Raw genomic sequence first — 23883 nt, 5'->3', positions numbered from 1 at the left:
GTGTGGCGCCGAGGTCGGGGTTACAGTTCCTCAGGTTCTGGTCCGAGCTCGAAGTGGCGCCCCTCGACATGCTCGGGAGTGATCTCGACGTAGACGTCCTTGTGCGTCGGAAGCCAAGACTCGATCTTGGCCGCCTCGGCCGCCTCGATCTCCCCGCTGTGTTCAAGCACCCTGGCGCTCCCCTTGACGACGACGCTCCACGCCTCGCCTGAGAGGATCGCGTCAGCCTCGAACGCCACTTTGCCCCCAATAACCACCTCGATGAGCTTCGTCCCCGGGGTTGTCCGGATGAGCAGCCGACGCTTTACCGCTTTGACGTTGATCGGGACGACGTCCAGCTCGCCCGCCGCATACGTGACGAGCCGGCCGTAGCGAGTGTCCTCCAGCAGAAACCAGCTCTCGTCCTCGGTGAGGATCCGGACTGGGCTGTCATCGTCGTGTTCGAAGAGCATGGCTCTCTGCCTTCCTCTCGATGGCCCCTCTGATGTCGGCCGAAACAGCCGGGTAACATGAGCCGCCTAGCATCCCAGATTAGGTGCCGTCGGCCGTTTTGAGCAGGCGCGCATGCAGGCTGGCAGACAAGGAGGCGCCATGAGGCTGAGCCCGCGCGAACAGGAGAAGCTCATGATCGTCGTCGCGGCGGACCTCGCGCGGCGACGGCAGGCGCGGGGCCTCAAGCTCAACTATCCGGAGGCGGTAGCGATCCTCAGCTATGAGCTCATCGAGGGCGCGCGCGACGGTAGGTCGGTGACGGATCTCATGAGCTGGGGCACCACGATCCTGGGCCGGGACGACGTGATGGAGGGCGTGCCCGACATGATCCACGACGTGCAGATAGAGGCCACGTTCCCCGATGGAACGAAACTCGTCACCGTTCACGAGCCGATCCGCTAGGAGGCGTTGTGGAAGAACAGTTAGTCCCGGGACAGACCGTCACCGCGCAGGGTGACATTGTCCTCAACGCTGGCCGCCCGGTGACGGAGCTCGATGTTACGAATACCGGGGACCGGCCGATCCAGGTCGGTTCTCACTACCACTTTGCCGAGACGAACCGCGCCCTTGACTTCGATCGCGTCGCCGCCCGCGGCCGTCGCCTCGACATCCCCGCCGGGACGGCTGTGCGTTTCGAACCAGGTGACCGCAAGACGGTGCGGCTCGTGCCGCTCGCCGGCTCGCGGGAGGTCTACGGTCTGCGGAACCTCACCGACGGCCCGCTCGACTCGCGCGCCCCGCAAGGCGGGAATAACGACGACGGCGGGCAGCCGCCGTCGTCCGTTCCCCCGCCAGACGGGGTCCGCCAAGGGATCCCCAACCGTGCTATCCCGCGGGCCCACTATGCCCAGCTCTACGGCGCGACTACCGGTGACCGCATCCGCCTCGGTGACACCGGTCTGTTCGCGGAGGTCGAGGACGATCGGACCGTCTACGGCGACGAGGTGGTATTCGGCGGCGGCAAGGTGCTGCGCGACGGCATGGGCCAGAATGGGCGGCTGACTCGCTCCCAGGACATCCCCGATACCGTCATCACAAACGCCCTCATTGTGGACTACACCGGCATCTACAAGGCTGACGTCGCGCTCCGCGACGGGCACATCCAAGCCATCGGCAAGGCCGGGAACCCCGATCTGCAGGACGGTGTGGACATCGTGGTGGGTGCGTCGACGGAGATCATCGCGGGGGAGCGGAAGATCCTCACTGCGGGCGGGATTGACACCCATATTCATTTCATCTCCCCGGATCAGGTCCCGACGGCGCTCGCGTCGGGGATCACCACCATGATCGGCGGCGGCACAGGGCCAGCGGAGGGCACAAAGGCAACAACCGTGACGCCCGGTGCGTGGCATATTGCCCGCATGCTCGAGGCTGCGGAGGGCCTGCCGATGAACTTCGGCTTCCTCGGGAAGGGACACGCGAGCCGAACCGAGCCGCTCGAGGAGCAGATCGAGGCCGGTGCGATCGGGCTGAAGATTCACGAGGACTGGGGAGCCACGCATTCGTCCATTGACACCTCGCTCCGTGTGGCCGATGAGTACGACGTGCAAGTCGCTATCCACACCGACACCCTCAATGAGTGCGGCTTCCTCGAGGACACGATCGCCGCGATCGGGGATCGCGTCATCCACACCTTCCACACCGAGGGCGCCGGTGGCGGCCATGCACCGGACATCATTGCCATCGCCGGGCAGCCAAATGTCCTGCCTGCCTCGACGAATCCCACCATCCCCTACACGCGCAACACCGCCGAAGAGCACCTTGACATGCTCATGGTGTGCCACCACCTCAGCCCGCAGATCCCTGAGGACGTGGCTTTCGCAGACTCCCGGATCCGCCCCGAGACCATCGCCGCCGAGGATGTCCTTCACGATCTCGGCGTCTTCTCGATCATGTCGAGCGATTCCCAGGCCATGGGCCGGGTGGGTGAGGTCATTACACGTACGTGGCAACTCGCGGACAAGATGAAGGCTCAGCGGGGCAACCTCTCAGCTGACGCGGCCGCCGACAATTTCAGAATCAAGCGCTATATCGCGAAATACACCATCAATCCCGCCTTGGCACAGGGCATCGCCGACTACGTGGGTTCCGTGGAAGTTGGTAAATTCGCCGATCTCGTGCTGTGGGACCCGGCATTCTTCGGAGTGAAACCGGATCTGGTGATCAAGGGCGGAACGATCGCGAATTCGGTGATGGGCGATCCGAATGCCTCCATTCCCACACCCCAGCCCCAGACGCTGCGGATGGCCTTCGGCGCGTATGGGAGATCTGTTCAGAGTTCGTCGATCACGTTCCTTTCGCGGGCCGCGATTGACCTCGGTGTTCCCGAAAGACTGGGGCTGCGAAAGCATATCCGTGCCGTCGGTGGAATTCGCTCGCTTCGAAAGGCGGATCTCCCATTCAACGGCGAAACGCCGGAGATCGACGTGGACCCCCAGACGTACGAGGTAAGGGTCGATGGAGAACTCGCAACTTGCGATCCCGTGGAGATTCTGCCGCTCGCCCAACGCTATTTCCTCTTCTAAGGGCACCACGTGATCGTCACCGAAATTCTGGGCAATCTGTACGACGACGGCGCTGACCTTGCGTACGACGGGTTCCATCGCGAGCGGGTCGTCCTTCCGAGCGCCGACCTTGCGAAGCGGATTCAACGCGTGCGCACGGACCACGGGACCGAGCTGGGGATCCGGCTGCCTGCGGGAGCGCCCGACCTGCGCGACGGGGACATTCTCGCGGCAGACGCGAGGAGCCTCATCGTTGTCTCCGTCCAGGCCACGGATGTCCTCGTCATCGCACCCCGGACTATTGGGGAAGCGCTGTTCACCGCGCATTCGCTCGGCAACCGACACCTACAGGCGCAGTTCTTCGAGGATGTGATGGTGTGCCAGTTCGACCACACCGTCCGGGACTTCCTCGATCGGCACGGCGTTCCGTATTCCCGGGAGGAACGGGTCATGGCTGTTCCCTTCCGGCACGCGGAGCACACGCACTGATGTCGCGGCTGACGGCGTTGATGCAGCTCACCGACTCCGCGCTGCCGACCGGCGCGTTCAGCCACTCGTTCGGCCTCGAGGCGTATCTCGAGTCCGGTCAGGTGCACGACGAGCGCACCCTCCTAGTCTGGCTCGACGGCTTCCTTTCGACGCAGCTGACCTATACCGACGCCGTCGCCGTCCGCCGCGCGTGCCGCTCGGTCTGTCCTCACCCCGCCGAGGTCGGGCCTGGTGGCGCCGAGGTCGGGCTTGGTGGCGCCGAGGTCGGCGGTGGGGCACCCGATCTCGGCGGTGGGGGACCCGATCTCGGGCACACATCACGCGACGTCGGCGGGTTGGAGGCCCTCGACGCCGAGCTCACTGCCCTCCTCATCCCCGCCCAGATCAGGTCAGCAAGCCTCAAGATGGGCCGCCGGATGCTTGAGATCGCCCGTGACTCCTTCCCGTCGGACGGCGTCGACGCGTACGCCGAAGCTGTCGCGGACAACCGGTGCACCGGCCACTACACAATTGCGTTCGCAGTGGCAGGCGCGGGCCAAGGCCTCGACGAGGAGACCCTGGTCGAGGCCTACCTGTACTCGACCCTTACCGCCCTGACATACAACGCAGTCCGCGCCATCCCGCTCGGCCAGCTCGCTGGCCAGCGGATCTTGGCGACCCTCCGGACGAAGGTGCCCTCCGCCGTCGTCCGTTCCCGCATCGCCGACCCGCGGCACTTCGGCGCCGCGGCACCCGCCCTCGAAATCCATCAGATGCGGCACGAGCACCAACGCGCGCGCATGTTCATGAGCTAGGAGACCTGACATGAGTGATCCCGTGATCATCGGCATCGGCGGCCCGGTCGGAGCGGGCAAGACCCAGCTCGTCGAACGCGTCACAAGAGCGCTCATCAGTGAGCTTTCGATGGCCGCCATCACGAACGACATCTACACCATCGAGGACGCGAAGATCCTCGCGCGAAACGGCGTGCTTCCGGAGAACCGGATCGTGGGCGTCGAGACGGGTGGCTGCCCGCACACCGCGATCCGCGAGGACACCTCGATGAACACCGCCGCGATCGAAGACCTCAAGGAACGGCACCCTGACCTCGAGCTCATCTTCGTCGAGTCCGGCGGCGACAACCTTTCGGCGACTTTCAGCCCGGAGCTTGTCGACTTCTCGGTGTACATCATCGACGTCGCACAGGGCGAGAAGATTCCTCGCAAGGCCGGCCAGGGCATGATCAAGTCGGATCTACTCGTCATCAACAAGACCGACCTCGCGCCGTTCGTAGGGGCGGACCTCGCCGTCATGGAGCGCGATTCGAGGTCCTTCCGCGGCGACAAGCCGTTCTGTTTCACGAATCTCAAGACGGACGAGGGCCTCGATTACGTCCTCCACTGGATCCGGCGCGATGTTCTCATGATGGACCTCGCGTGACGACGGCGGCCGGGCTCTCGCTCAGGGAGCGGACGACGTCGGACGCTCGCCTCACGGGGGAACTCCGCCTTCGCGTCGGCCTCCGCGGGCGGCGGAGCGTGGTGGTCGATCAGTTCCACGCGGGCGCGCTGCGGATCCTTCGGGCGCACTACCCCGAAGGCTCAGGGCATCCCACGCTTACCGCCATCAACCCGGGCGGTGCCTACCTCGGCGGCGACGAGTACGCGGTCCGCGTCGAGCTCGAGCGGGGAGCGTCGGCGCTGCTCACCACACAGTCGGCCACGAAGGTGTACCGCACACCTCAGGGGCGGGCGCGGGCGGTGCAGCGCATCGACCTCGGCCCGGGCGCGCGCTTCGAGCTGGTGCCGGACCCGCTCATTGCGTATCGCGGCGCGCGGTATCTGCAGGACACCGAGGTGGACATGGCGGCCGACGCGTCGATCGCCCTTGCCGAGACCGTCACGCAGGGCTGGTCCCCGGATGGCGAGCCGTTCCAGTTCGACGAGGTCTCCCTCGTGACCCGCGTCCGGATCGAGGGGCGCCTCGGAGTCGTCGACAACCTGCTGCTCCGTCCGGGGGACGGCGGCGTCGGACCGTTGGCGTTGGGCGGCCGCTCGCACCTCGCGTCGCTGCTTGTGGTCGACAGGCGAGCGGACGACGGCGTCCTTGCCGCCCTCCGCCTGATGCTCGCCGAGGCGTTTCCCGCCGGGCACGGCGCCCCTCTGGTGGGTGTGACGCGCTTGGCCGTCCCGGGCTTCGCGCTCCGCGCACTGTGCGATTCGACGGGGCCCGCCCACGCCGTCCTCTATGCGGCCATCAACTGGCTGCGCATGGAATGGCACGCCGAGCCGGCGCTCGACCTCAGGAAGCTCTGATGACGGCCCCCACGCTCAACCGCCCACACCGCGGCGGGTTCCGCGGGGCGCGCAAGGCGCTTGCCGTCGTCGTCGTTCTCCACGCCACCGCGCTGGCGCTGCTTGTCTGGACGGCGGGGGACCACGCCGCACAGGCCCTCGGCCTCGCGATCGTCGCGTACCTCGCCGGCGTGAAGCACTCCTACGACTGGGATCACATCGCGGCGATCGACAACTCAAGCCGCCGCTTTGCGTCCCGTGGACAGCATCCGATGACGGTTGGCCTCGCGTTCAGCCTGGGGCATTGCACGGTGGTGGTCGCTGCGGCGACGCTCGTCGTGGCCGGTGCAGGATTCGTGGCTCCGGCCTTCGAAGAAGGTACGGCGGCGAACCTCGTCCTGACGTCGGTCGGAGCGGGAGCCTCGGGCGTCTTCCTGCTGGCCCTCGGAGTATTCAATCTGGGTGCATTCCGCGCGACGGCCCAGTCAGCTCGGCGTTTGCGTGCCGGCGAAAGGCTAGACCCGAGCGAATTGGAGCCGCGGGGGCTGGCGTCGCGTCTCGTCGCCCGCCCTTTGGGAGCCGTCCGCGGGCCACGGGAGCTGTACGTCGTGGGGCTGCTGTTTGGCCTCGGCTTCGATGCCGCGACGACGATCGGCCTTCTGGTGACGACCGCAACCGCCGTGCTCGCGGGCGTCCCGGCGGTGGCTCTCCTCGCCCTGCCGTTCGCCTTCTCTGCGTCGATGACGCTGTGCGACACGCTCAACGGGATCGCGATGATGCGGCTCTATCGGCAGGCGCTCGGCGCGCCCGAGCGGCGCCTCGGGTTCAACCTCGTGGTCACCGGGATGTCGGCGGCGTCTGCTTTGTTCGTCGCGGCGCTCACCCTCGGCGGGCTCGCACGCTTGGTGTTCGGGCTCACGGACCCTCTGACGTCCTTCCTCGCGGGAGTCGACCTTGGGGACGCCGGGCTCCTCCTCGTTGCGTCGTTCGGCCTCGTCTGGGGAGCCGCTGGACTTTTGGGAGTGCTTGCGCGACGCAGCGTCTGATGGCTAGCGCAACGCCCAGTCGCTGCCGATTGCCTCGTTGAGCTGGCTGCGCCTTTCGTCGCACAGCGTGCCGCGCCGGAGGTCCGCTCGTTGCGCCTCGAGCCAGCGGCCCAGCTGGGCTTCGGCGAGGGTGCCCGCGGTGGGTTCGGGCGTCCGGGCGTTGGTCCGGTGAAAGGCGGCAAGCCGCTGGAGAGTGCGATCGAACAGCTCGTTGGCGTCCTGCGGGGTATCCCATATCCCCGCGATCTGGCGAGCGAGCTCTCGCCGCGTGGTCCCGTCCATGATGACTCTCCAGATCGTTGCGCGGTGGCGGTAATTTGGCGGGTCCGCGTGCTCAACGGCACGCGGACCATCTGGCTGGTGGTTCAGGACCGACGCTCTGCCACAAGGTCTTGGTCCTGCGCCGCGAACCCGATCTGAGACGTTCAGCGCCAGACACGATCCTCTCGTGCCAAGTCCGGTTGCAGGGCCAATCTCGCCAACCATTGCGGTAGACCTGCGCAAGTCCTCGGATATCCGGCTTGGTAACCAGCATTAAACATGGGAGACACCCCGTCGCAAGCTCGCCTCCCTAAGGTGGAATCAGTGATCGCACCGGCGGAGCAGTCAGCGTTCCGGGTGGGATCCACGTCGTCGGTCGAGGCGGGTCAAGCCTGTGATAGACCGGACGGCATGACGACAGCCGAACAGACCGGCGAACGCCTTCGGGTCCAGGTCCCCATGCGCTGGGGAGACATGGACGCCTACGGGCATATCAACAATGTCCAGATCGTGCGGATGCTCGAGGAGGCCCGCGTTGCCGCTTTCGGCCCGCCTGGCGGGACCGGGGCTTCGGGGGTCGACCCGCTCGTTCCGCTCTTCTCCGATGTTCCCAACGGGACGCTTGCGCTCGTCGTCGAACACCGGGTTCGCTATCTCAAGCCGCTTGACTACCGGAACGTGCCCGCGGCCGTCGACGTCTGGGTGAGCGGTCTGAAGGCCGCCGCCCTCACGCTCGACTACGTCATTCACGACCCGGTGGACGGCCACGAATGCGTGCGCGCGACGACGGGACTCGCCTTCGTCGACGAGGCATCCGGGCGTCTCCTGCGGCTCACGGAGACCCAGCGGGAGCGGCTCGCGCCATACGTAGGAAAGGGATTGTTCGAGCGCTGACCGCCGAGTCCTGCGTGTTGGACATGTAAATCTTGCCTCCGCCATGGCAGGATTGCCGAGGCGTCCTGAGCATCTCCGGTATGGGGCCGGCGAGTTCTGACGTCCCTTTTCCATCAAGGGGGAAACATGTCTTCTTCGTCTGGCGCGCCCATTCAGGAGCAGCCGCTCTACGGTGCTCCGCAGCCGCCACGCCCGAGCGCGGCGCTCGCGATCGTCGCACTCGTCCTCGGCGCGATCGCGTTCCTGTTCAGCTTCATCCCGGTCGTGAACTTCATCGCGTTCGTGCTCGGCCTCGCAGCGTTCATCTGCGCCCTGATTGCACTCATCCGCAAGCTCGGGGGCAAGGTCATGGCGATCATCGGCCTCGTGCTCGCGGTCATCGCCTTCGTGATCGCGGTCATCGTCAACGTCGTCGTTGCCGCGGCCGTAAGCTCCGCCTCGACCGAGATCTCCAAGAGCCTGGCGACGTATTCGGCCAAGGCGAGCGCGCAGCACTCGATCCAGTACAAGGTGACCACGAGCGGTGCGGCCACCGTCCATTACTGGACTCCGGATGGCACAAGCCAGACGGACGTCACGGCGAACTGGTCGAAGGACGTTGCGTCGACTGGCTTCACCTCTGCATTGGTGAGCGTCACCTCTTCTGACTTCCAGGACAAGAGCGCTTCCGTCTCTTGCGAAATCATCGTGGATGGCAAGAGCGTAGCGAAGAACACCGGAAGCGGTGCTCTGGCGACGGCCTCCTGCAACGCGACAGCAGGCTAGGCGAGTCGACTTCAAGGGCGGCTGGGTTACGAAACTCGGTCGCCCTTGTCATTTTCAGCTCACCCTCCGCACAGCCCGATGAATGCGCCGAGCTCCTCGAGCGCGGCCGGCTTGGTGGGCAGATACGCCGTGAGGTGAGGGGAGCGGACGACGACGGCCCGCCACTTCGCGCGCGACACCGCCACATTGACGCGATTCCGATTGAGCAGGAACTCCATTCCGCGCGGAGCCTCTCCGGGGTCGGAGCAGGCCAGGGACACGATCGCCACGACGGCTTCCTGGCCTTGGAACCGGTCAACGGTCCCGACAGGCGTTGCAGCGAACCCGGCTTCGTCGAGCTTGGTCCGGATGAGATTCACCTGCGCGTTGTAGGGAGCCACCACGATGACGTCATCGGCGGCGAGCGGACGGGTCTCGTTGCCGTCGCGCCACAAGAGCCCGACGTGGGCCTCCACCTGGCGCACCACCTCGTTCGCTTCTTCCACGGACGCCGTCGCGTTCCCGGAATGCTCGACGAGCACGGTCTCGACGCCGGCGGGCACCTCGGCGAGGGCCCGCGACTTGGCCGGAGGCGCTGACTCCAGCCGCCCCTCGTAGGACAGCCGGGAGACCGCAGCGCAGAGTTCGGGCGCCATCCGCCATGACTCGGGCAGGAAGTACCCGTATTGGTCGGGCAGCACCGCCTCGCCGTTGGCGAGCCAGCCGAGCGCGGACTCGTCGACGGGCTCGGGGTGCTGCCCTTGGCTCACTTGGGGAAGCTGCTGAGGGTCGCCGAGCAGGAGGAGGCGGGAAGTGGCACGGCTCACGGCGATCGTGTTCGCGAGGGAGAACTGGCCGGCCTCGTCGACGACGAGCAGATCGAGTGACCCGGCGGGGACGGAAGAGCCTGTCATGGTCCACGCAGTTCCGCCCACGAGGCAACCGCCAGGGAGAGAGAGGATCGTCGAGACGTCCTTGTCGCCATAGTGGCACCATGGAACGACGGTCCCGGGGTCAGTCCCTTCCTTGAGCTTCTTCGCTACTTTGTCCGCGGGGACGCCGGCCTCGATCGCCCGGCACAGGAGGTTCTCGACGACGGCGTGAGAGTTGCCCACGACCCCGACCTTCCACCCCGATTCCACGAGCCGCTTCACCACCTGGCTCGCAACGTAGGTCTTTCCACTTCCGGGCGGCCCCTGCACGGCGAGGTAGGAGCGGTCCAAGAGCCTCACTGCGGCCTCGATCGTCTGCGGCAGCGCGGAGACGTCCGCTGCCGAGGGCAGGCGCTCGTCCCCGACGGTCCGGGGCGGGAGGCGGCGCAGGAGATCCACGGCAGGCTGCTCGAGCATCTCGGGCAGGGCTTCCGCGGCCCGCACAGCGAGCTCGCGTTGGGCTTCCTCGATCGACTTCGACCCTGGTGGCTGGTCCTCGGTCAGAGCGACGGGAAGCTGCCAGTACGGCTCCATGCCCGTTCGCGTCTTCTCGACGATCTCCAGCACTTCGTCCACGCCCTCTGAGCCCACGCTGAGCAGCATGGTGTTCCCGAAGCCGTTGCGGCCAAGGCCTTGGGAATCCGTGGGCTTGAGTGGCGAGGGCAGGGGCTGCGCGAATTCCCGGAACCACGTCCGGCTCGTCCTGAAATCGGAGCCAGGAGCAATCTGCCCGCGCAGCCTGAGGGTGCGGGCAAACGTCTTCTTGTCCGGCTCCCAGTCTTTGAGGACCTCCGCCTCGCGCACCACGAACGCGTCTCGAACCCCTTCGAGTTCGGTGACGGGGCGTTCCAGACGGTCGAAGTGCGCCCACCAGTACGACTTCCGTTCCCGCGGGTAATACCGCACAGCCGCTGCGAGGAGCGCTATTGCGGTATCGTCCGCCACGGCCTGGCCGTTTCGGGTGCCCGCCTCGGTGCCGTCGCTGCCGCGCCGCTCGAGGTACGCGAGGAGTGGTGCCTCGGCGGGCTCGGGCTCGTCGACGTTCGACGGCGGTGCCTCCTCGCGCTGCACGGCCTCGGCGCCGGGACGGAGGGCCCCGACGTCCCTCAGCCAGCGATCGAGCCGAAGGGTCGAGACGCAGTCGTCCTCGTTGTACTCGAGGATCAGCTTGAGCAGTCGCTCCGCCTCGGCCTGATCGCCATCGTTCCTCGCGGTGGTGAACGCGGCATAGATCTCCACGGATCCCGCCGCGCTCTGGAGCTCAGCCGTCCGGAGGTCAGCGCCCATGTACAGGGGCTCGAGCTTCTTGATCGAGTAGGACCGCTCCGAGATGCGGATGCTGTGGCGGACTGTTTCGTAGAGGTCCACGAGCAGCCCCTCGCGCAGCCACGTGTCGATCACGCCCTCGGCAGCTGCATGGCGTTGGGACAAACGTCGCAGCGCCGTCTTCTCGTAAGAGGCGTAGTGGTAGACGTGCATGCGAGGGTGACGCGCCCGCCGTTCTTCGATGTACGCGACGAAGTCGAGGAAGGCCTGCTTCTCCTCAGCGAGGGTGTGGGCGAGGAACGGTCGGAACAGGGGAGCCGCACCTTCCGCGGGAGGCTCGAGCACGCCGAAGAGGTACTCGATGCCCCAAAGTCCGGTCGCGGCGTCCTGCCACAGCGGATCCCCCTCGAAGTCGAAGTACACATCCCCGGGATCGGACGCCGGGAGAGCCGCGATCGTGTGCTCCGGAAGGACCTTGAAGCGGACCTCGTGTGCGGGTTCGTCCCCGTGCTCGGGAGCGAGCGCGCCGCCGTCGCCAGCCTCCAGCCCCAACTGGAAGCGCGCCTGGTCGCGCAGCCGGAACAGGGTTGCATCCCCGACAGGTTCGGGCAGTGCCGCGAGCTCTTCGATGGTCCGGACGCCGGCCTCGCGCAGCTTCTTCCGCCGCGCCAGATTCATTCCCGCGACGAGCAGCACGTCCCGGTGCTCGCGCACCTGCACGGCGCAGTATTCGCAGCGGCCGCACGCCGCGATCCCCGGCGTATCCCACCGCGCGGCCGTGCCCAGGGCGAGGTGATCTGCTGTGAGCTGGGTGACCCTCCGCCGTCGTTCTCGATAGGCAGGAAGCAGGTCTGGCAGGCTGAAGGAAACCTCCTCCTTCGTGCCGAGGATCAGGCTCACGCGGTCGGACGGGAGGAACCCGGCCTTCTCCAGCTGCTCCCCGTAGGCGGCGAGTTGGAGCAGTGCCTCGACCTTCGCATGGCGGGCGAGCTTCGTATCGAACACCTGATACCGGCCGTCCGGCTGGCGGACCAGGAAGTCGGAGCGACCGTGAAAGTGGCCGTCGAAGAAGCCGGCCTGATAGACGACATCGGCCCCGCTGCGCATTGCGTCCAGCGATTCCTCGTGTTTCGCCTCCAGAACGCCGCGCTCCATGGACTCCGCCTCGGAGATCTCGGCGACTCCTCTCTGGCGTCCCGGAGTCCACGGCCCGTACAGGGCGCGGAACTCGTCGAGGACCCTCAGCTCATGCCGGTCCCCGAGGCGTGCGGCGCGCTCGCGCATGGGGTCGTCGATGGTGAGCTTCGGCGCCAGGCCGAGCTTTTCGTCGAGCTGCCGGAGCAGCGCGAACTCGCACTTGGCCGCGGTGACGACGTCCGAAGCGGAGAAGACCAGCTGGCTCTGGCTGCCGAGGAAGAACATGACACCATCTCACCACCGGCCACCGACATTTCTGGGACACAGGAGGATGGGGAGCGTCGCTATCGGTATCAACTCGTTGCGTCGGCTTAATATGCTGGAAACCCAGACCGTAGAGTCTAGGAAGGCCGACTGTGCGTCACAATGGTTCGTCACAGTTGGTCACCTTGCGCCCAACCCGGCAGAAACCGGCAAGCATAGGGAGGCAAGGGTGATCCACGTAACGAGAGGGGATGGGATGGCGAAGAACGCCTCCGACAAGTTGGAAGCCCGACTCAAGGCAGTGCTCGAGGGCCTGGCCGAGGCCCGATGGGCGGGTGAATCTCCCAATGCCGGTGCCGTTCTTGCTCACGCGGTGAACCTCGTCCCGTTCGACGAGAAAGAGGCGGAGCTGCTCTCGGGCGGCATTCCGCGGGGCCACAAGGCGCTCACCACAGCCACGGCGAAGCTGGTGAAGGCCGGCTGGATGGTCAAGGGCCGCTCGGGCTGGTCGATCACGGACGACGGGCTGCGGGCACTGGTGGCCTTCCCGACCGTGGACTCGCTGGCTCAGGCGCTCACAGACGGCACCCCGATTCCCGCCGGCGTCGCGGTCCCGACCGAGTCTCCGGTCAAGAAGCCCACCAAGAAGAAGGCCGTGGCGAAGGCGGCCAAGCGCGCCGCCGCGGAGAAGGAGCCGACGGCAGTCGAGGCTGCCGAGCTCCTCGCCGAGGCAGCGGAGGCGAGCGTCGTGGAGGAAGCCTCCTCCAACGGTGTCGTCCAACCGGAAACCGTGGCGATCGCCGGTGATTTCGCGTCCCACCTCGGTGCCGACGTCGACTGGGAGCCGGGCCTCGACGAGGTGCAGATGGCGCTCAACCCGGAAAGCAAGCGTTGGACGCGAACGGTCAACCTGCCCGCCGGCACGTACACGTTCAAGATCGCCATCAACCGTTCGTGGGACGAGAACTACGGCGCATTCGGCTTCCCGAACGGCGCGAACCACGAGCTGACGCACGACGGCGGTCCCGTCACCATCGAGTACGACCACCGCACCAAGGACGTCGCCTTCTCCTGAAGGTTGTCCACATAGCGCCGCGTTGAGGGGCGCGCACAGCAGCGTTCCCATAGGGTGAATGAGTCAGATCGTCACCTTTGGGGGGAGAGTCCATGCTGCTGCGCGCGCCCCGCGCCATTGGGTTGGCGCTCGCCGCCGTCGTCCTTCTGGTCCTCTCATGGCTCGTTGGGCTCGTAGACCCTCCCGGACTCGCCTCACCGGCGCCCTGGGCAGGCTCCCAGATCGGAAGCGTGCCGGCCGATCGGCTCGCGGCGGCGAAGACCGCTCTGGCGTCGATTCAGGTTCAAGGGCGAGCGCCCAAGACGGGCTACGCGCGTGAGAGGTTCGGGGAGGCCTGGGACGACGTCGACAGGAACGGCTGCGATACGCGCAACGATGTCCTGGCGCGCGATCTCAAGGCCGTCGTCTTCGCCAGGGCCTCCGTGCACTGCATCGTGGCGTCGGGCGAGCTCGACGACCCTTACACCGCGAAGCACATCTCGTTCGTCCGGGGGCAGCGTTCCGCCGAGGTGCAGATCGACCACCTCGTGCCGCTCTCGGATGCATGGCAGAAGGGCGCCCAGCAGTGGACTGCGGACCAGCGGCGGAAGTTCGCCAATGATCCCGCCAATCTCCTGGCCGTCGACGGTCCCGCCAATCAGGAGAAGGGCGACGGGGACGTGGCCACCTGGCTTCCGCCCCAGAATTCGTTCCGCTGCGAGTACACGGTTCGGGTCGTCGAGATCAAGGGCCGGTACGGGCTCTGGATGACGGACGCCGAACACGGCAAAGCCGAGCAACTGCTCGGCCAGTGCCGTACGACGTAGGCCTCACCCCAAATCTCCCGGCCCAGGATTGGCTCAGCCGAGGTAGGGCTTCACCGCGGCGATGAGCTGGTCCCGGACCTCGACCGAGGACAGCGAGAGGTCAACCGTCGCCGCCCCCAGTCGGTGTCCTGCTGTGACGAACGATTCGGCCAGGGACGTCCCGACTGCAGGGTAGAGGAGAAGCCCGCCGGCGGAGGCGCCGAGCGGATCCGAGGATTCCTGAGCGCGCACGTAGGCGTAGAGCTGGTAGAGGTGCCCGCTGCGGAGCGTTTCCTTGGCGAAGCGTCCTGAGGAGAGCGCCGAGGTGAACTTCGTGTCGATGATCAGCCGATGTCCTCCGGGGACGTCGTCGATCCACACGTCGGTCATCATGTGGGGGAGGACAGCGGCAAGGCCCAGAGTCGTCTCGCTTGCCTTCCAATCGACTTTGCGCCCCCTCTGCACGGTCCAGCCCCGCGCGGTTCCGTGGGCCGTGTAGAACCCGCCGATGGCGCGCTCGAACAAGTGGCGGAACTGACGTTCGGAGAGGTCGCCGCGGCCATGCCCGGGCGTCATGTAGCCCGAAGGGAGCGCGAGCTCGAGGGCCAGCTTGGCCGCGAGCAGGATGGATCGGTCCTGTGCGTCGTTGCGGGTCAGGCGGACGTTTGCGTCGCGCTCGCCCGCGCGCCGATTCAGCAGGCCGACGCCGAGGCTCGCCAGCCGCTGCGACTGGGCGCGGCAGCGCCGGGACAGCTCTTCCTCGCTGCAGAGCGGGGCCACCGATTCGAGGGCGGTGCGGATCATCCGATTGCGCGGGGTGTCCACGGTGAGCTCATCGAACCGACAGGCAACGAGACCGCGCGAGAGCAGCTGATGCGACTCCGTCCGGAGAGTGTCGATGCCCCCGCGTACGCGGCTGAGGTCTCGGGAGGTCCTGGCGAACGACGGCGTGAGCGGTCGCCTCAGACGGTCCTCGGTGCTCGCCGCGAGAAGCTCCGCGAGGAGCTCGGGGAGCTTCTCGGGGTAGTCCTCCATGCCGTCGAACGCCTCAGGCCCGGATTGGTAGAGCTCCGAGGCGTACAGGAGCAGGAGCCACACGTTGCGGAGGGGGATTTCAACCCCGCCGGCGACGACGACGCCGTCGCCTCCCGCCGTCGTCGTCCATGATGCGGCCCCGTCAGGGGGATTCACCCGAGCCCTTCCAGGAGCGCCTCGGTTGCGGCGACCGCCTTGGCGGCGTCATCGAACCAGTACTCCTCGAGCGTGGGCACAATCTCGGTGTCGACGACGGCACGGAACCAGTCCGGGAAGGACGCGACGCGTTCCTCGGCGGGTGGGGTAACGAAGCTGTGGCCGAGCCGGAACTCGCCGCCCAGAGCTGGATCTTCGGCGATCCGCTCGTTGAGCGCCTCGAAGCGGCTGCGGACAAGCTCGAGGTCCTCGGCACCCACGTTGTGCCGGTTGGCCATCCACTCCTGCCACAGGTCGTTCACGTTGGGCTCCAGCGAGACGAACGCGAAGCGCCGCCGGAACGCGAGGTCCATGATCGCGAGCGAACGGTCGGCCAGGTTCATGGTGCCGATGATGTAGAGGTTGCTCGGCACGTGGACCGACTCCGACCCTGAACGCGGGTACGCGAGCTGAAGCGATTCGCGCGGGGAACGCTTCCCCGCCTCGATGAGCGTCAGGAGCTCGCCGAAGACCTGAACAGGGTTCCCGCGGTTGATCTCCTCGATCAGCATCACGTGCGGCGTGTCCGGATTCGCGTTCGCCCGTTCGACCATCTCGAGGAACGGCCCGTCCACGAGGGTGAGCTTGCCGTCCGAGCCCGGACGCCAGCCGCGGACGAAGTCCTCGTAGCTCGAGTTCGGGTGGAACTGGGTCGCCCGCAGCGCCGACTTGTTGTCCCGGGTGCCGATCAGCGCATAGGCGAGTCGACGGGCAAGCCAGGTTTTGCCCGTCCCCGGAGGGCCTTGGAGGATGAGATTCTTCTTGGACCGCCAGCGCGCCAGGTAGCCGTTGAGCGCCGCCTCGGGAATGAAGCAGCCGTCGGTCACAATGTCGCGGACCGTATAGCTCGCTTGGGGCGAAACGGGCGTCGGATCGTCATCGTCCTCGACCTCGGGAGCCTCGTCCTTCTCGGCGTGGGCTCCGCGGCCATCCCGCTCAAGGTAGGCGGTCCACGACAGCTCCGGGAACGAGTGCACCGCGAACTGCGGGTCCTCGAACTTGGAGGCGAGGGTGTCCAGGAGCTGCACGTACGCGAGGCCGTCGGCGGCGAAGAAGTCCTGGTCCAGCATGAGCTCGGTCTTGAGGTACTGCCGGGAGTGACCGTCGAGGGGCACGAAGTTCCAGGGCCGGATCCAGAACAGGCCCATCGTGAGCTTGGTGCCCACCCGGTAGATGTCCCGCGCACGGCTGTAGGCCGCCGCGAACCGGAGGCGTTCCTGGTCCTCGCTCGAATCGGCGGCGGCGAGCGCGGCCTCGAACACATCCCAGAGGCTGTCGACGTCGTCCTTGTGACGCGTGGCCGCCGTCGGGAAGAACCACGAATTCTGGCTGTTCAGCAGGGGAATGCCGTCGAAGCTCGTGGGCGCGGGGGTCTGGACCCCGAGCAGCTCGGCCCATCCGGCAGCGATCTCGGTTCTCTGGGTCGGCGTCGCGCTCCGATTGAACGTCCCCATGACCGTGAACGGGCAAATGTCCCGAAGCGGCACGGGATTGTCGCGCCGATCCCGGTCCACGAGGAAGCCGAGTTCCTCATGCCGGGCCTGGAGCTCGCGGAGGTGGGCGAGCAGCTCAGGCCGCCTGTCCCGGTAGGCGAGCAGTGCCGTCGCCATTTCTTCGTAGAACGCCGTCCACTCGAAGCGCTGCTCCGGCTTCGGGTCGGCATCGGCAAAGCGCTTGGCCCAGGCCGGGTCGTTCCGGAACCGGTCCACGTCCTGCTTCTCGTCCCAGAACGCGAAGCGGATGAGGGCCTCCCGCATCCAGTGGCTCGGCGTCACGCGCCAGATGGTGTGGCGGCCCGTGTAGAAGTACCATTCCCGCGGCTTCTTGAGGCGCTTCCAGTCGACCGCAACTTGACGGCCATCGCCGGGGTTGGCCGTCACCGTGCCGATCGCCTTGATCCCCATGACGGACACCGCGTGCCCGCGCGGGTCGAACGGAAGGTCCTTCTTCCGGACGTAGGTGGACTTGATGGCGATGCGGTCGCCGACCTTCATGGACTTGACGCTATCGAGGTACCGGTCTTCGAAACCGTTTTCCCAGATCCCCTCGGCGATGAACCGGTCCGTCTGATCCTGGGGTTCTCGGTCCGAGTAGTACGACCCGACGAACCAATACTGGCCCTCGGGAACGCTTGCGTCCGCCATGATTCCTGCTCTCTGTGCCCGTGCGGGGGTGTGGGCACCCCAGAATTAGATCACGGCAAGATGACGTAGCGACTAACGGCTGGGGAGTCCAGCCGAAGGGCACGCAGCACCGTTCAGAGCATCACTTGTGCGCCGACTTGGCCTCGATTTCGGCGAGACGGAGCTGGACGATGCGGCGGACCAGCTCGTCCGACAACGGGTGCTCCGCCGAGAATCGAAGGGTCCCCTTGGCCCAGTCGAAGCCCTCGAGCTCGGCCGCCAGCTGGGTCAGGACCTTGCCGCTGAAGGGGTAGACGGCGAGGTGCTTCTTGGTCTCGAGGGCACTCAAGAGCCCCTTGCCATCGACCAGCAGCGCAGGCATGGCGTAGCTCGTCCCCTCGACAGCCTCCGGGGCCACTTCGCGCGCGACCGTCACCACACGCTCGAGAACTTCTCGATTCGGCCCGGAGAGGCTATCCAGATACTCGGCGACCGTTCCCATGCCGCACATCATCCCACCGGAAGTCCGGGAAATCAGCCGAAGACCTTGCCGGGATTGAGGATGTTCGCGGGGTCGAAGACGGCCTTGATCTGTCGCTGAAGCTCGTACTGGTCGGGTCCGAGCTCGTCCGCGAGCCACCGCCGCTTGAGCAGGCCGATGCCGTGCTCCCCGGTGAGCGTTCCGCCGAGGGCGAGCGCTTGTGAGAAGAGGTCGCCCGCCGCCTCCCACACAGCTTGGGGGACCTCGTCGCCCTCGAAGACGAACGTGGGGTGAAGGTTGCCGTCGCCCGCGTGGCAAGCGGTGGGGATGATGAGTCCGTAACGCTCCTCGGTTTCCCTCACGAACGCGAAGGCTTCGCTCAGGCGGTTGCGGGGCACCGCGATGTCTTCGACCAGGACGGTCCCCAGAGTCTCGATGGCGGGCAGGGCTTTGCGGCGGAGATCGAGGAGGCGCTCCGACTCGACCGGGTCCATGGTGGTTTCGGGGCTGCCGCCGCCCGCACGAAGGAGGTCCGCAACGCGTTGAGCCGTCTCGATGGCGCCCTGGCCGTCGCATTGGACGAGGAGGTATGCCGAGCCGCGGCCTATCAGGTCTTCTCCCGTGAAGCGGCTGACGCACTCCAGCGTGCGGCGGTCCATGAGCTCCATGATGGCGGGAACGAAGCCCGCTCTGGTCACCGCGAGTGCTGCATCAGCGGCGGCTTCGACGGACTCGAAGAACGCGCCGATGGTCACCGTGTCGCCGACGACGACGGGCTGCAGCTTGAGCGTGCATTCGACGACGATACCGAGTGTGCCCTCGGACCCGATCATGAGGGCGCAGAGGTCGTACCCGGTGACGCCCTTGACGGTGCGATGCCCTACAGAGATCAGGCGGCCATCCGCCAGGACCACCTTGAGCGCCAGGACGGCCTCGCGGGTCACCCCGTACTTCGCACACAGGAGCCCGCCGGCGTTCATGGCGATGTTGCCCCCGACCGTCGAGATGTCCTTGCTGGACGGATCCGGCGCCCACCACAGTCCATAGGGGGCAAGTGCCCGGTTGAGGTCCCCGTTGAGGATGCCGGGCTGGACCACGGCGAGGCGGTTCTCCGGCGAGACCTCCAGGATCTGGTCCATGTCCCGTGTCGACAGGACGATCTCGCCCGGCCCCGCGACCGCCCCGCCCGCCAGCCCAGTGCCAGCGCCTCGCGTCACGATGGCCGTTCCCGTCGAGGAGGCGATGCGGCACGCCGCCTGGACATCCTCGATGCTGCGGGGGTGAACTACGGCGAGCGGCAGTCCCACGGCGCGGTGGCCCGAGCGGTCGTACGTGTAAGGCTCGAGATGCTCGGGGTCGGTCTCGACGAGCCCCGGCAGCGCCGCGACCAGATCCTCAATGACCTGCGCGGAACCCACGACGGTCAATGCCGCACCCGGTAATGGAGGTGCGCGAAACCGCTCCCGAACTGGCCGACGTGAAGCAGCTCAAGGTCCACCCTGAAGTCGGGAAGCGCCGCCGTGCCGCCGCCCACTGCCACCGGGGCAGGGAACAGGTGGACGTCGTCGACCAGGCCCGCCGCGAAGGCCGCGGCGGCCAGACCGGCCCCGCCGATCTCGATGTCCGCGCTCGCCGACTCCTTGAGCTCACGCACGGCCGCGGGGTCGAACTTGCGCTCGATGCGAGTGCGCGCAGTCGTCGTTTCCTCCAAGGTTCCGGAGAAGACGACCTTGTCCGCCTTCCGCCACAGCTGCGAGAAGTCCTGCACAGCAGGGGTGCCGCCTTCGGCGAAGCCCGGGTCGTCCCAGACCTGCATGACCTCGAACATCCGCCGGCCGTAGAGGTACGTGCCTGCCGGGCGCACCAAGTCGTTCACGAACTGGTGCAGTTCCTCGTCCGGGACCGCCCAGCCGAATTGCGCGTCGCGATCAGCGATGTAGCCGTCCACGGACGTGATCGCGGTGTAGATGAGCTTGGCCAACGGCCCTCCTTCCAGAGTGATGGGGTCAGAGTGAAGCAAGCGCCTCGGCGATGGGCGTCTCGCCCTGGTTGAAGCCGACGAACTTCCCGATCGTGTTGGGAGCCTTCAGGACCTCCGCCACCACGGCGGCCACATCGTCGCGGCTCACCTTCCCGCTCCGAGAATGGTCCGCGAGCTCGATGCGTCCTGTCCCCGGTTCCAGAGTGAGCGCGCTCGGAGCGACGATCGTCCAGTCCAGCGACGTCCCGCGCAGATACTCGTCTGCGGCCGCCTTGGCCTCTGCATAGGTGAAGAACGAGTTGTTGGGGGAGATGCCGTGGTCCAGGCGGGAGCCGAGATACGACACCATCACGTAGCGCCCGACGCCGGCCTGCGCCGCTGCATCCATCGAGCGGATCGCAGCGTCTCGGTCCACTGCATACGTCCGCGCCGGATTGCCGCCCCCGGCACCGGCCGACCACACCACGGCGTCGTGACCTTCGAACAGCTGGGCAAGCCTCTGCGTGTCGAGCTGCTCGACGTCGGCAACGACGGGATGAGCCGCGGCTGTCGTGACATCCTTGGTGTGCTCTCTGTTCCGGATGATGGCGCTTACCGCGTCTCCCCGCTGGGCAAGCAGGGGCTCGAGTCGAAGGGCCACCTTTCCGTGCCCTCCGACGATGGCAATCCGTGCCATAAGTGCGCTCCCTCCGTGCCCTTCCGGTTGATCACCGGCCCACGAGTCACGCTAGCCAGCGTTCCCGTCCACTTCTAGAGGTCCGAGAGCCGTGTCTCGCGCAACGCGCCGCGGTCCCGACCGATTGGGAACAAACAATCGGACGGGAGCGCGTCAACGTCGCTAGGCCTCGACTCGAGCCTGCTCCCACTCGTCCAGGAGCTCGGGCAGCCGGCTCATGAGGAAGCGGTAGAAGCTCGCCATCTCGTTGACCCGGGCCCGCGCCCCCGAATCCTCGGGGAGGGCGGCCGCCGTGGCGTCGGCCAGGTCCGCGAGGCGCTCGTAGACGGGGTTCTGGCGGAGCGAGGCCACGTACCACGCGTTGTCGGGGAGCGCGTAGCGGTCTCGTCGGCTGCCCGGCTGCGAGACGCGGTGCACGAACCCGACGGTCTGCAGGTACCGCACCGCGCCCGAGACGGCTGCCGGGCTCGCGCCGAGCACCTCGCCGAGCTGGGCGGCGGTGAGCCAGCCTTCCTCCGAGACGACCAGCGCCATGAGCGCGCGGGCTGGCATCTTGGGGAACCCGGCAGCCGCGAGGACGGCGGCCGAGGTCTCGGCGGGGGCCGGCATCGCCTCGCTCACGCGTTCCCCACCTCCCTCCGCGGCACCGCCGCGAGCGTGAGTGCTGCGAGCGCGGCGGCAATCCCGAGCATCCAGAAGCCGCCGCTCCAGTCCGTGCCCCCGCCTGTGACGACGGGCGTGTGGGTGAACGGCGAGAGGTCAACGATCTTCCGGTCGAGGCCGAGCATCCCCCCGTAGATCCCGAGCACCACGCCGACTCCCAGCAACGCCCAGCCCAACGGGATCGTGGCCCGCGGCCAGATGACGAAGACCACGGCCGGGAGCGCCAAGTAGATGAGGGCGGCCGGAAGCTGCGCGAGCGCCGTGGCCCAGACATCCCCGACGGCGCTCGAAGTGTCGCCCGAGGCCACCAGCGACAGCCACGCGCCCAGCGCCGTGAACGCCATGACAAGCACTACCGAAACGGCGCCCAGGCCCATGAAGCTCCCGATCCAGCGGACGCGGCCCAACGGTTCGGAGAGGACCAGCTCTGCCGTCCCGGCTGCCTCCTCCTGCCGAAGCCGCAGGACGGCTTGGACGCCGCACGCCGCGGCGAGCACGCCGCCGACCTCGAAGAGTGCCGCGATGAGGAGCTGCGTCATCGAGGTGCCCTGCGCCTGGACCATCTGGCGGAGGGCGGCGGTGACTGAGGCATTGTTCGTGAACGTGGACTGGATTGCCGAGCCGAGTGAGCCTGTGATGAGGCCCGTCGCGAACCCGCCCGCGCACCAGCCGATGATCGCCCCTTCCTGAAGCCGGAGCGCGAGGGCGAACGGACCGCGGAGCCACGACCGGGCGTCTGCGCGCCCCGAGCGCCCAGCGAGTACGCTGGCGCCGACGTCCCGACGCGCCATGATGAGGACGACGACGGCCACGCACGCCGCCGCGAGCCCCATCGCGAGCAGGAGCGGCCAGAGGCGGTCGCCGGTGAAGGCGAAGGTCTGCTGCCCCCAGCCAATAGGCGAGAACCAGCTGGGCCACGCGGCGGTCATGGTCATGCCGTCAGGACTCACGTGCCCGGTGGCGTCGCCGAAGCCGCGCAGGAGGTAGGCCACCATCAGCAGTGCAGAGGAGATGCCGTTCGCAGCCCGCGACGTGCTGAAGAATTCCGAGGCAAGGAGTCCGACACCGAGGAACGCCAGGCCAACGGCGCCCGTCGCCAGGCCTGCCACGACCGAGCCCGCCGGGTTGAGGCCGCCGCCCATGAACCCGAGCGCCACAGCAGCCGAGAGGACGATGTTGGCGACCAGACCGTGCAGCACTGTCGCGCTGAGGGGTGCCCACCGGCCGGCTGCGGTGGCGGTCACGAGCTCCGCCCGGCCCGACTCCTCCTCCGCCCTGGTGTGCCGCACCGCCATGAACGTGTTCATGAACCCTGCGAGCAGCGCGAGGAATGCGTAGATCTCGAAGAACGTGAAGGCGTCCTGCGCGGGCCCGCGGGCTAGGCCGCGCAGCACGAGGATCGCGGGCGTGGCCGTTGCGAGCTGCAGAACCTGCGCGCGCGAGGCCTCGTCGCCGAACGTCTTCGTGATGGCCTCCACAGCGAACCACGCGAGCACGGCTATCGAGAGGACCCAGCTGAGCAGCTGCCAGCGATCCCGCCGCAGCCGCTGGCGGTACAAGATCCAGACCGTGGTCATCTCAGGCTCCCGTCTTGGCCACGGTGCGATGACGACGGCGGTGCGGGGCGCCGTCGTGCGTCGGCTCACCGGGCGCTGGGGCGACTTGATCGCCATAGTGCCGCAGGAACAGTTCCTCGAGCGACGGCGGCGCGACCAGGAGGCCTTTGACGCCGAGGCTGCCGAGGAGGGGGAGGACCTCGTGCACGCGGTCGGAGTCTGCGCCGAACTTGATCCTGCCTTCGGTGACGGTGAGGTCGTGGACCTGGTCCAGAGCGGCGAGGGCGCTCGTGTCCACGCTGTCTTGGGCAAACGAGATCTCCGTGCGGGTGAGGTGGCGCAGGGAGTCGAGCGTGCCGCCGTCGACGATCCTGCCCGACCGGATGATGCTCACGCGGTCGGCAAGCTGCTCGACCTCGGAGAGGATGTGGCTCGAGAGGAGCACCGTGGCGCCATCCTCCCGTGAGAGGCGGTGAATTTCGCGGGTGAATACCGCCTCCATCAAAGGGTCGAGGCCGCTCGTCGGCTCGTCCAGGAGGTACAGCTCGGCGGGCGTGACGAGGGCAGCGATGAGCGCAACCTTCTGGCGGTTGCCCTTTGAATAGGCCCGGCCCTTTTTCGTCGGGTCGAAATCGAAGAGTTCGCACAGGTGCTGCTTGCGTTGGCGATATGCCCCGTTGACGTCGCCGCCGCGGAGCCGCGAAATGAGGTCTATCGCTTCGCCGCCGGAGAGATTGGGCCAAATGCTGACATCGCCGGGGACGCTCGCCACACGGCGATGGAGTTCGACGGCGTCCGCCCAGGGGTCCTTCCCGAGGACGCTTGCGCCGCCGGAGGACGCGCGCGCGAGTCCGAGGAGGATGCGCAGCGTCGTGGACTTTCCCGCGCCGTTCGGGCCGAGGAAGCCGTGGATCTCGCCTTGACGGACCTCGAGATCGAGGCCGTCGAGTGCTTTGACCTGACCGAAGCTCTTGTGCAGATCGGTCGTCTGGATGACGGTACCCATAGCGA

Annotated in this window: 23 protein-coding genes; 11 read left to right on the top strand and 12 right to left on the bottom strand. The window is 67.2% G+C overall.

The features are described 5' to 3' along the window. Nucleotides 1–20 precede the first annotated feature (20 nt). Nucleotides 21–452, bottom strand: coding sequence for a pyridoxamine 5'-phosphate oxidase family protein (locus E5679_RS12470; RefSeq protein WP_138416303.1), 432 nt, complete (start codon nt 450–452; stop codon nt 21–23). A 139-nt stretch (nt 453–591) separates the two neighbouring features. On the opposite strand from E5679_RS12470, the gene E5679_RS12465 reads away from it, so the two are divergent. The 7 genes from E5679_RS12465 to E5679_RS12435 are packed head-to-tail and all read left to right on the top strand — an operon-like array spanning nt 592 to nt 6804. Further along, nucleotides 592–894, top strand: coding sequence for an urease subunit gamma (locus tag E5679_RS12465; RefSeq protein ID WP_138416301.1), 303 nt, complete (start codon nt 592–594; stop codon nt 892–894). 8 nt (nt 895–902) lie between these two features. Further along, nucleotides 903–3017, top strand: a complete 2115-nt coding sequence (gene ureC, locus E5679_RS12460; protein WP_138416299.1) for an urease subunit alpha — start codon at nt 903–905, stop codon at nt 3015–3017. A gap of 9 nt (nt 3018–3026) precedes the next feature. Next, nucleotides 3027–3485 (top strand): urease accessory protein UreE, encoded by a 459-nt coding sequence (ureE, locus tag E5679_RS12455; protein ID WP_138416297.1) that lies wholly within the window; start codon nt 3027–3029, stop codon nt 3483–3485. After that, nucleotides 3485–4279 (top strand): urease accessory protein UreF, encoded by a 795-nt coding sequence (locus E5679_RS12450; RefSeq protein WP_138416295.1) that lies wholly within the window; start codon nt 3485–3487, stop codon nt 4277–4279. The genes ureE and E5679_RS12450 overlap by 1 nt, the downstream gene beginning before the upstream one ends. 10 nt (nt 4280–4289) lie before the next feature. Continuing rightward, entirely contained in the window at nt 4290–4904 is a 615-nt protein-coding gene (gene ureG / locus E5679_RS12445; protein ID WP_138416293.1) for an urease accessory protein UreG, read from the top strand. Further along, the gene (locus E5679_RS12440) at nt 4901–5779 is read left to right on the top strand and encodes an urease accessory protein UreD (protein WP_138416291.1); all 879 of its coding nucleotides are present in this window, start codon (nt 4901–4903) and stop codon (nt 5777–5779) included. Before ureG ends, E5679_RS12440 begins: the two co-directional genes overlap by 4 nt. After that, nucleotides 5779–6804, top strand: coding sequence for a HoxN/HupN/NixA family nickel/cobalt transporter (locus E5679_RS12435; protein WP_138416288.1), 1026 nt, complete (start codon nt 5779–5781; stop codon nt 6802–6804). The genes E5679_RS12440 and E5679_RS12435 overlap by 1 nt, the downstream gene beginning before the upstream one ends. 3 nt (nt 6805–6807) lie before the next feature. On the opposite strand, the gene E5679_RS20870 is transcribed toward E5679_RS12435, so the two are convergent. Continuing rightward, nucleotides 6808–7086, bottom strand: a complete 279-nt coding sequence (locus E5679_RS20870; protein WP_171042362.1) for a helicase associated domain-containing protein — start codon at nt 7084–7086, stop codon at nt 6808–6810. A 390-nt stretch (nt 7087–7476) separates the two neighbouring features. On the opposite strand from E5679_RS20870, the gene E5679_RS12425 reads away from it, so the two are divergent. Together E5679_RS12425 and E5679_RS12420 are read left to right on the top strand one after the other, a co-directional pair. Further along, nucleotides 7477–7959: an acyl-CoA thioesterase gene (locus E5679_RS12425; RefSeq protein WP_249336105.1), complete on the top strand. Its 483-nt coding sequence runs from the start codon at nt 7477–7479 to the stop codon at nt 7957–7959. 126 nt (nt 7960–8085) lie between these two features. Beyond that, nucleotides 8086–8724, top strand: a complete 639-nt coding sequence (locus E5679_RS12420; RefSeq protein ID WP_138416284.1) for an MmpS family transport accessory protein — start codon at nt 8086–8088, stop codon at nt 8722–8724. A 59-nt stretch (nt 8725–8783) separates the two neighbouring features. Here the strand turns inward: E5679_RS12420 and E5679_RS12415 are convergent, their stop codons facing one another. Further along, nucleotides 8784–12323 carry a TM0106 family RecB-like putative nuclease gene (locus tag E5679_RS12415; RefSeq protein WP_138416282.1) on the bottom strand — a complete coding sequence of 1180 codons (3540 nt, stop codon included), beginning with the start codon at nt 12321–12323 and terminating at the stop codon, nt 8784–8786. A gap of 235 nt (nt 12324–12558) precedes the next feature. Here E5679_RS12415 and E5679_RS12410 point away from each other — a divergent pair, with 235 nt between their 5' ends. Both E5679_RS12410 and E5679_RS12405 read left to right on the top strand, forming a co-directional pair. Further along, nucleotides 12559–13377 carry a pullulanase X25 domain-containing protein gene (locus E5679_RS12410; RefSeq protein ID WP_138416280.1) on the top strand — a complete coding sequence of 273 codons (819 nt, stop codon included), beginning with the start codon at nt 12559–12561 and terminating at the stop codon, nt 13375–13377. Nucleotides 13378–13469: 92 nt separating this feature from the next. Then, nucleotides 13470–14183, top strand: a complete 714-nt coding sequence (locus E5679_RS12405; protein WP_138416278.1) for an HNH endonuclease family protein — start codon at nt 13470–13472, stop codon at nt 14181–14183. Nucleotides 14184–14216: 33 nt separating this feature from the next. Here the strand turns inward: E5679_RS12405 and E5679_RS12400 are convergent, their stop codons facing one another. The 9 genes from E5679_RS12400 to E5679_RS12360 all read right to left on the bottom strand — a co-directional run bounded on the left by E5679_RS12400 (nt 14217) and on the right by E5679_RS12360 (nt 23878). Then, nucleotides 14217–15353 (bottom strand): 5-methylcytosine restriction system specificity protein McrC, encoded by a 1137-nt coding sequence (locus E5679_RS12400; RefSeq protein ID WP_138416277.1) that lies wholly within the window; start codon nt 15351–15353, stop codon nt 14217–14219. After that, nucleotides 15350–17536, bottom strand: coding sequence for an McrB family protein (locus E5679_RS12395; RefSeq protein WP_138416275.1), 2187 nt, complete (start codon nt 17534–17536; stop codon nt 15350–15352). Before E5679_RS12395 ends, E5679_RS12400 begins: the two co-directional genes overlap by 4 nt. A 121-nt stretch (nt 17537–17657) precedes the next feature. Beyond that, nucleotides 17658–18017, bottom strand: a complete 360-nt coding sequence (locus tag E5679_RS12390) for an iron chaperone (protein WP_138416273.1) — start codon at nt 18015–18017, stop codon at nt 17658–17660. A 32-nt stretch (nt 18018–18049) separates the two neighbouring features. Beyond that, nucleotides 18050–19423, bottom strand: coding sequence for an FAD-binding oxidoreductase (locus E5679_RS12385; RefSeq protein ID WP_249336104.1), 1374 nt, complete (start codon nt 19421–19423; stop codon nt 18050–18052). Next, entirely contained in the window at nt 19420–19977 is a 558-nt protein-coding gene (locus tag E5679_RS12380) for a dihydrofolate reductase family protein (protein ID WP_138416271.1), read from the bottom strand. The genes E5679_RS12385 and E5679_RS12380 overlap by 4 nt, the downstream gene beginning before the upstream one ends. Nucleotides 19978–20002: 25 nt before the next feature. Continuing rightward, nucleotides 20003–20653 (bottom strand): SDR family oxidoreductase, encoded by a 651-nt coding sequence (locus tag E5679_RS12375; RefSeq protein WP_138416269.1) that lies wholly within the window; start codon nt 20651–20653, stop codon nt 20003–20005. Nucleotides 20654–20815: 162 nt separating this feature from the next. Next, nucleotides 20816–21274: a GbsR/MarR family transcriptional regulator gene (locus E5679_RS12370; protein WP_249336103.1), complete on the bottom strand. Its 459-nt coding sequence runs from the start codon at nt 21272–21274 to the stop codon at nt 20816–20818. Continuing rightward, nucleotides 21271–22893 (bottom strand): ABC transporter permease, encoded by a 1623-nt coding sequence (locus E5679_RS12365; RefSeq protein ID WP_249336102.1) that lies wholly within the window; start codon nt 22891–22893, stop codon nt 21271–21273. The genes E5679_RS12370 and E5679_RS12365 overlap by 4 nt, the downstream gene beginning before the upstream one ends. 1 nt (nt 22894) lies before the next feature. Continuing rightward, on the bottom strand, nt 22895–23878 hold the full coding sequence (locus tag E5679_RS12360) for an ABC transporter ATP-binding protein (protein ID WP_138416267.1): 984 nt from the start codon (nt 23876–23878) through the stop codon (nt 22895–22897). Nucleotides 23879–23883 lie beyond the last annotated feature (5 nt).

It is taken from the genome of Sinomonas gamaensis, assembly GCF_005876955.1.
Taxonomy (GTDB): domain Bacteria; phylum Actinomycetota; class Actinomycetes; order Actinomycetales; family Micrococcaceae; genus Sinomonas; species Sinomonas gamaensis.
The sequence above is the reverse complement of the archived record's forward strand: the minus strand, read 5'-3'. Positions and strand labels throughout refer to the sequence as shown.

Coding starts and splice junctions, on each gene's coding strand:
- E5679_RS12470 (WP_138416303.1), bottom strand. CDS start 452: ATGCTCTTCGAACACGACGATGACAGCCCAGTCCGGATCCTCACCGAG.
- E5679_RS12465 (WP_138416301.1), top strand. CDS start 592: ATGAGGCTGAGCCCGCGCGAACAGGAGAAGCTCATGATCGTCGTCGCG.
- E5679_RS12450 (WP_138416295.1), top strand. CDS start 3,485: ATGTCGCGGCTGACGGCGTTGATGCAGCTCACCGACTCCGCGCTGCCG.
- ureG (WP_138416293.1), top strand. CDS start 4,290: ATGAGTGATCCCGTGATCATCGGCATCGGCGGCCCGGTCGGAGCGGGC.
- E5679_RS12435 (WP_138416288.1), top strand. CDS start 5,779: ATGACGGCCCCCACGCTCAACCGCCCACACCGCGGCGGGTTCCGCGGG.
- E5679_RS20870 (WP_171042362.1), bottom strand. CDS start 7,086: ATGGACGGGACCACGCGGCGAGAGCTCGCTCGCCAGATCGCGGGGATA.
- E5679_RS12425 (WP_249336105.1), top strand. CDS start 7,477: ATGACGACAGCCGAACAGACCGGCGAACGCCTTCGGGTCCAGGTCCCC.
- E5679_RS12420 (WP_138416284.1), top strand. CDS start 8,086: ATGTCTTCTTCGTCTGGCGCGCCCATTCAGGAGCAGCCGCTCTACGGT.
- E5679_RS12415 (WP_138416282.1), bottom strand. CDS start 12,323: ATGTTCTTCCTCGGCAGCCAGAGCCAGCTGGTCTTCTCCGCTTCGGAC.
- E5679_RS12410 (WP_138416280.1), top strand. CDS start 12,559: ATGGCGAAGAACGCCTCCGACAAGTTGGAAGCCCGACTCAAGGCAGTG.
- E5679_RS12405 (WP_138416278.1), top strand. CDS start 13,470: ATGCTGCTGCGCGCGCCCCGCGCCATTGGGTTGGCGCTCGCCGCCGTC.
- E5679_RS12395 (WP_138416275.1), bottom strand. CDS start 17,536: ATGGCGGACGCAAGCGTTCCCGAGGGCCAGTATTGGTTCGTCGGGTCG.
- E5679_RS12390 (WP_138416273.1), bottom strand. CDS start 18,017: ATGGGAACGGTCGCCGAGTATCTGGATAGCCTCTCCGGGCCGAATCGA.
- E5679_RS12375 (WP_138416269.1), bottom strand. CDS start 20,653: ATGGCACGGATTGCCATCGTCGGAGGGCACGGAAAGGTGGCCCTTCGA.
- E5679_RS12365 (WP_249336102.1), bottom strand. CDS start 22,893: ATGACCACGGTCTGGATCTTGTACCGCCAGCGGCTGCGGCGGGATCGC.
- E5679_RS12360 (WP_138416267.1), bottom strand. CDS start 23,878: ATGGGTACCGTCATCCAGACGACCGATCTGCACAAGAGCTTCGGTCAG.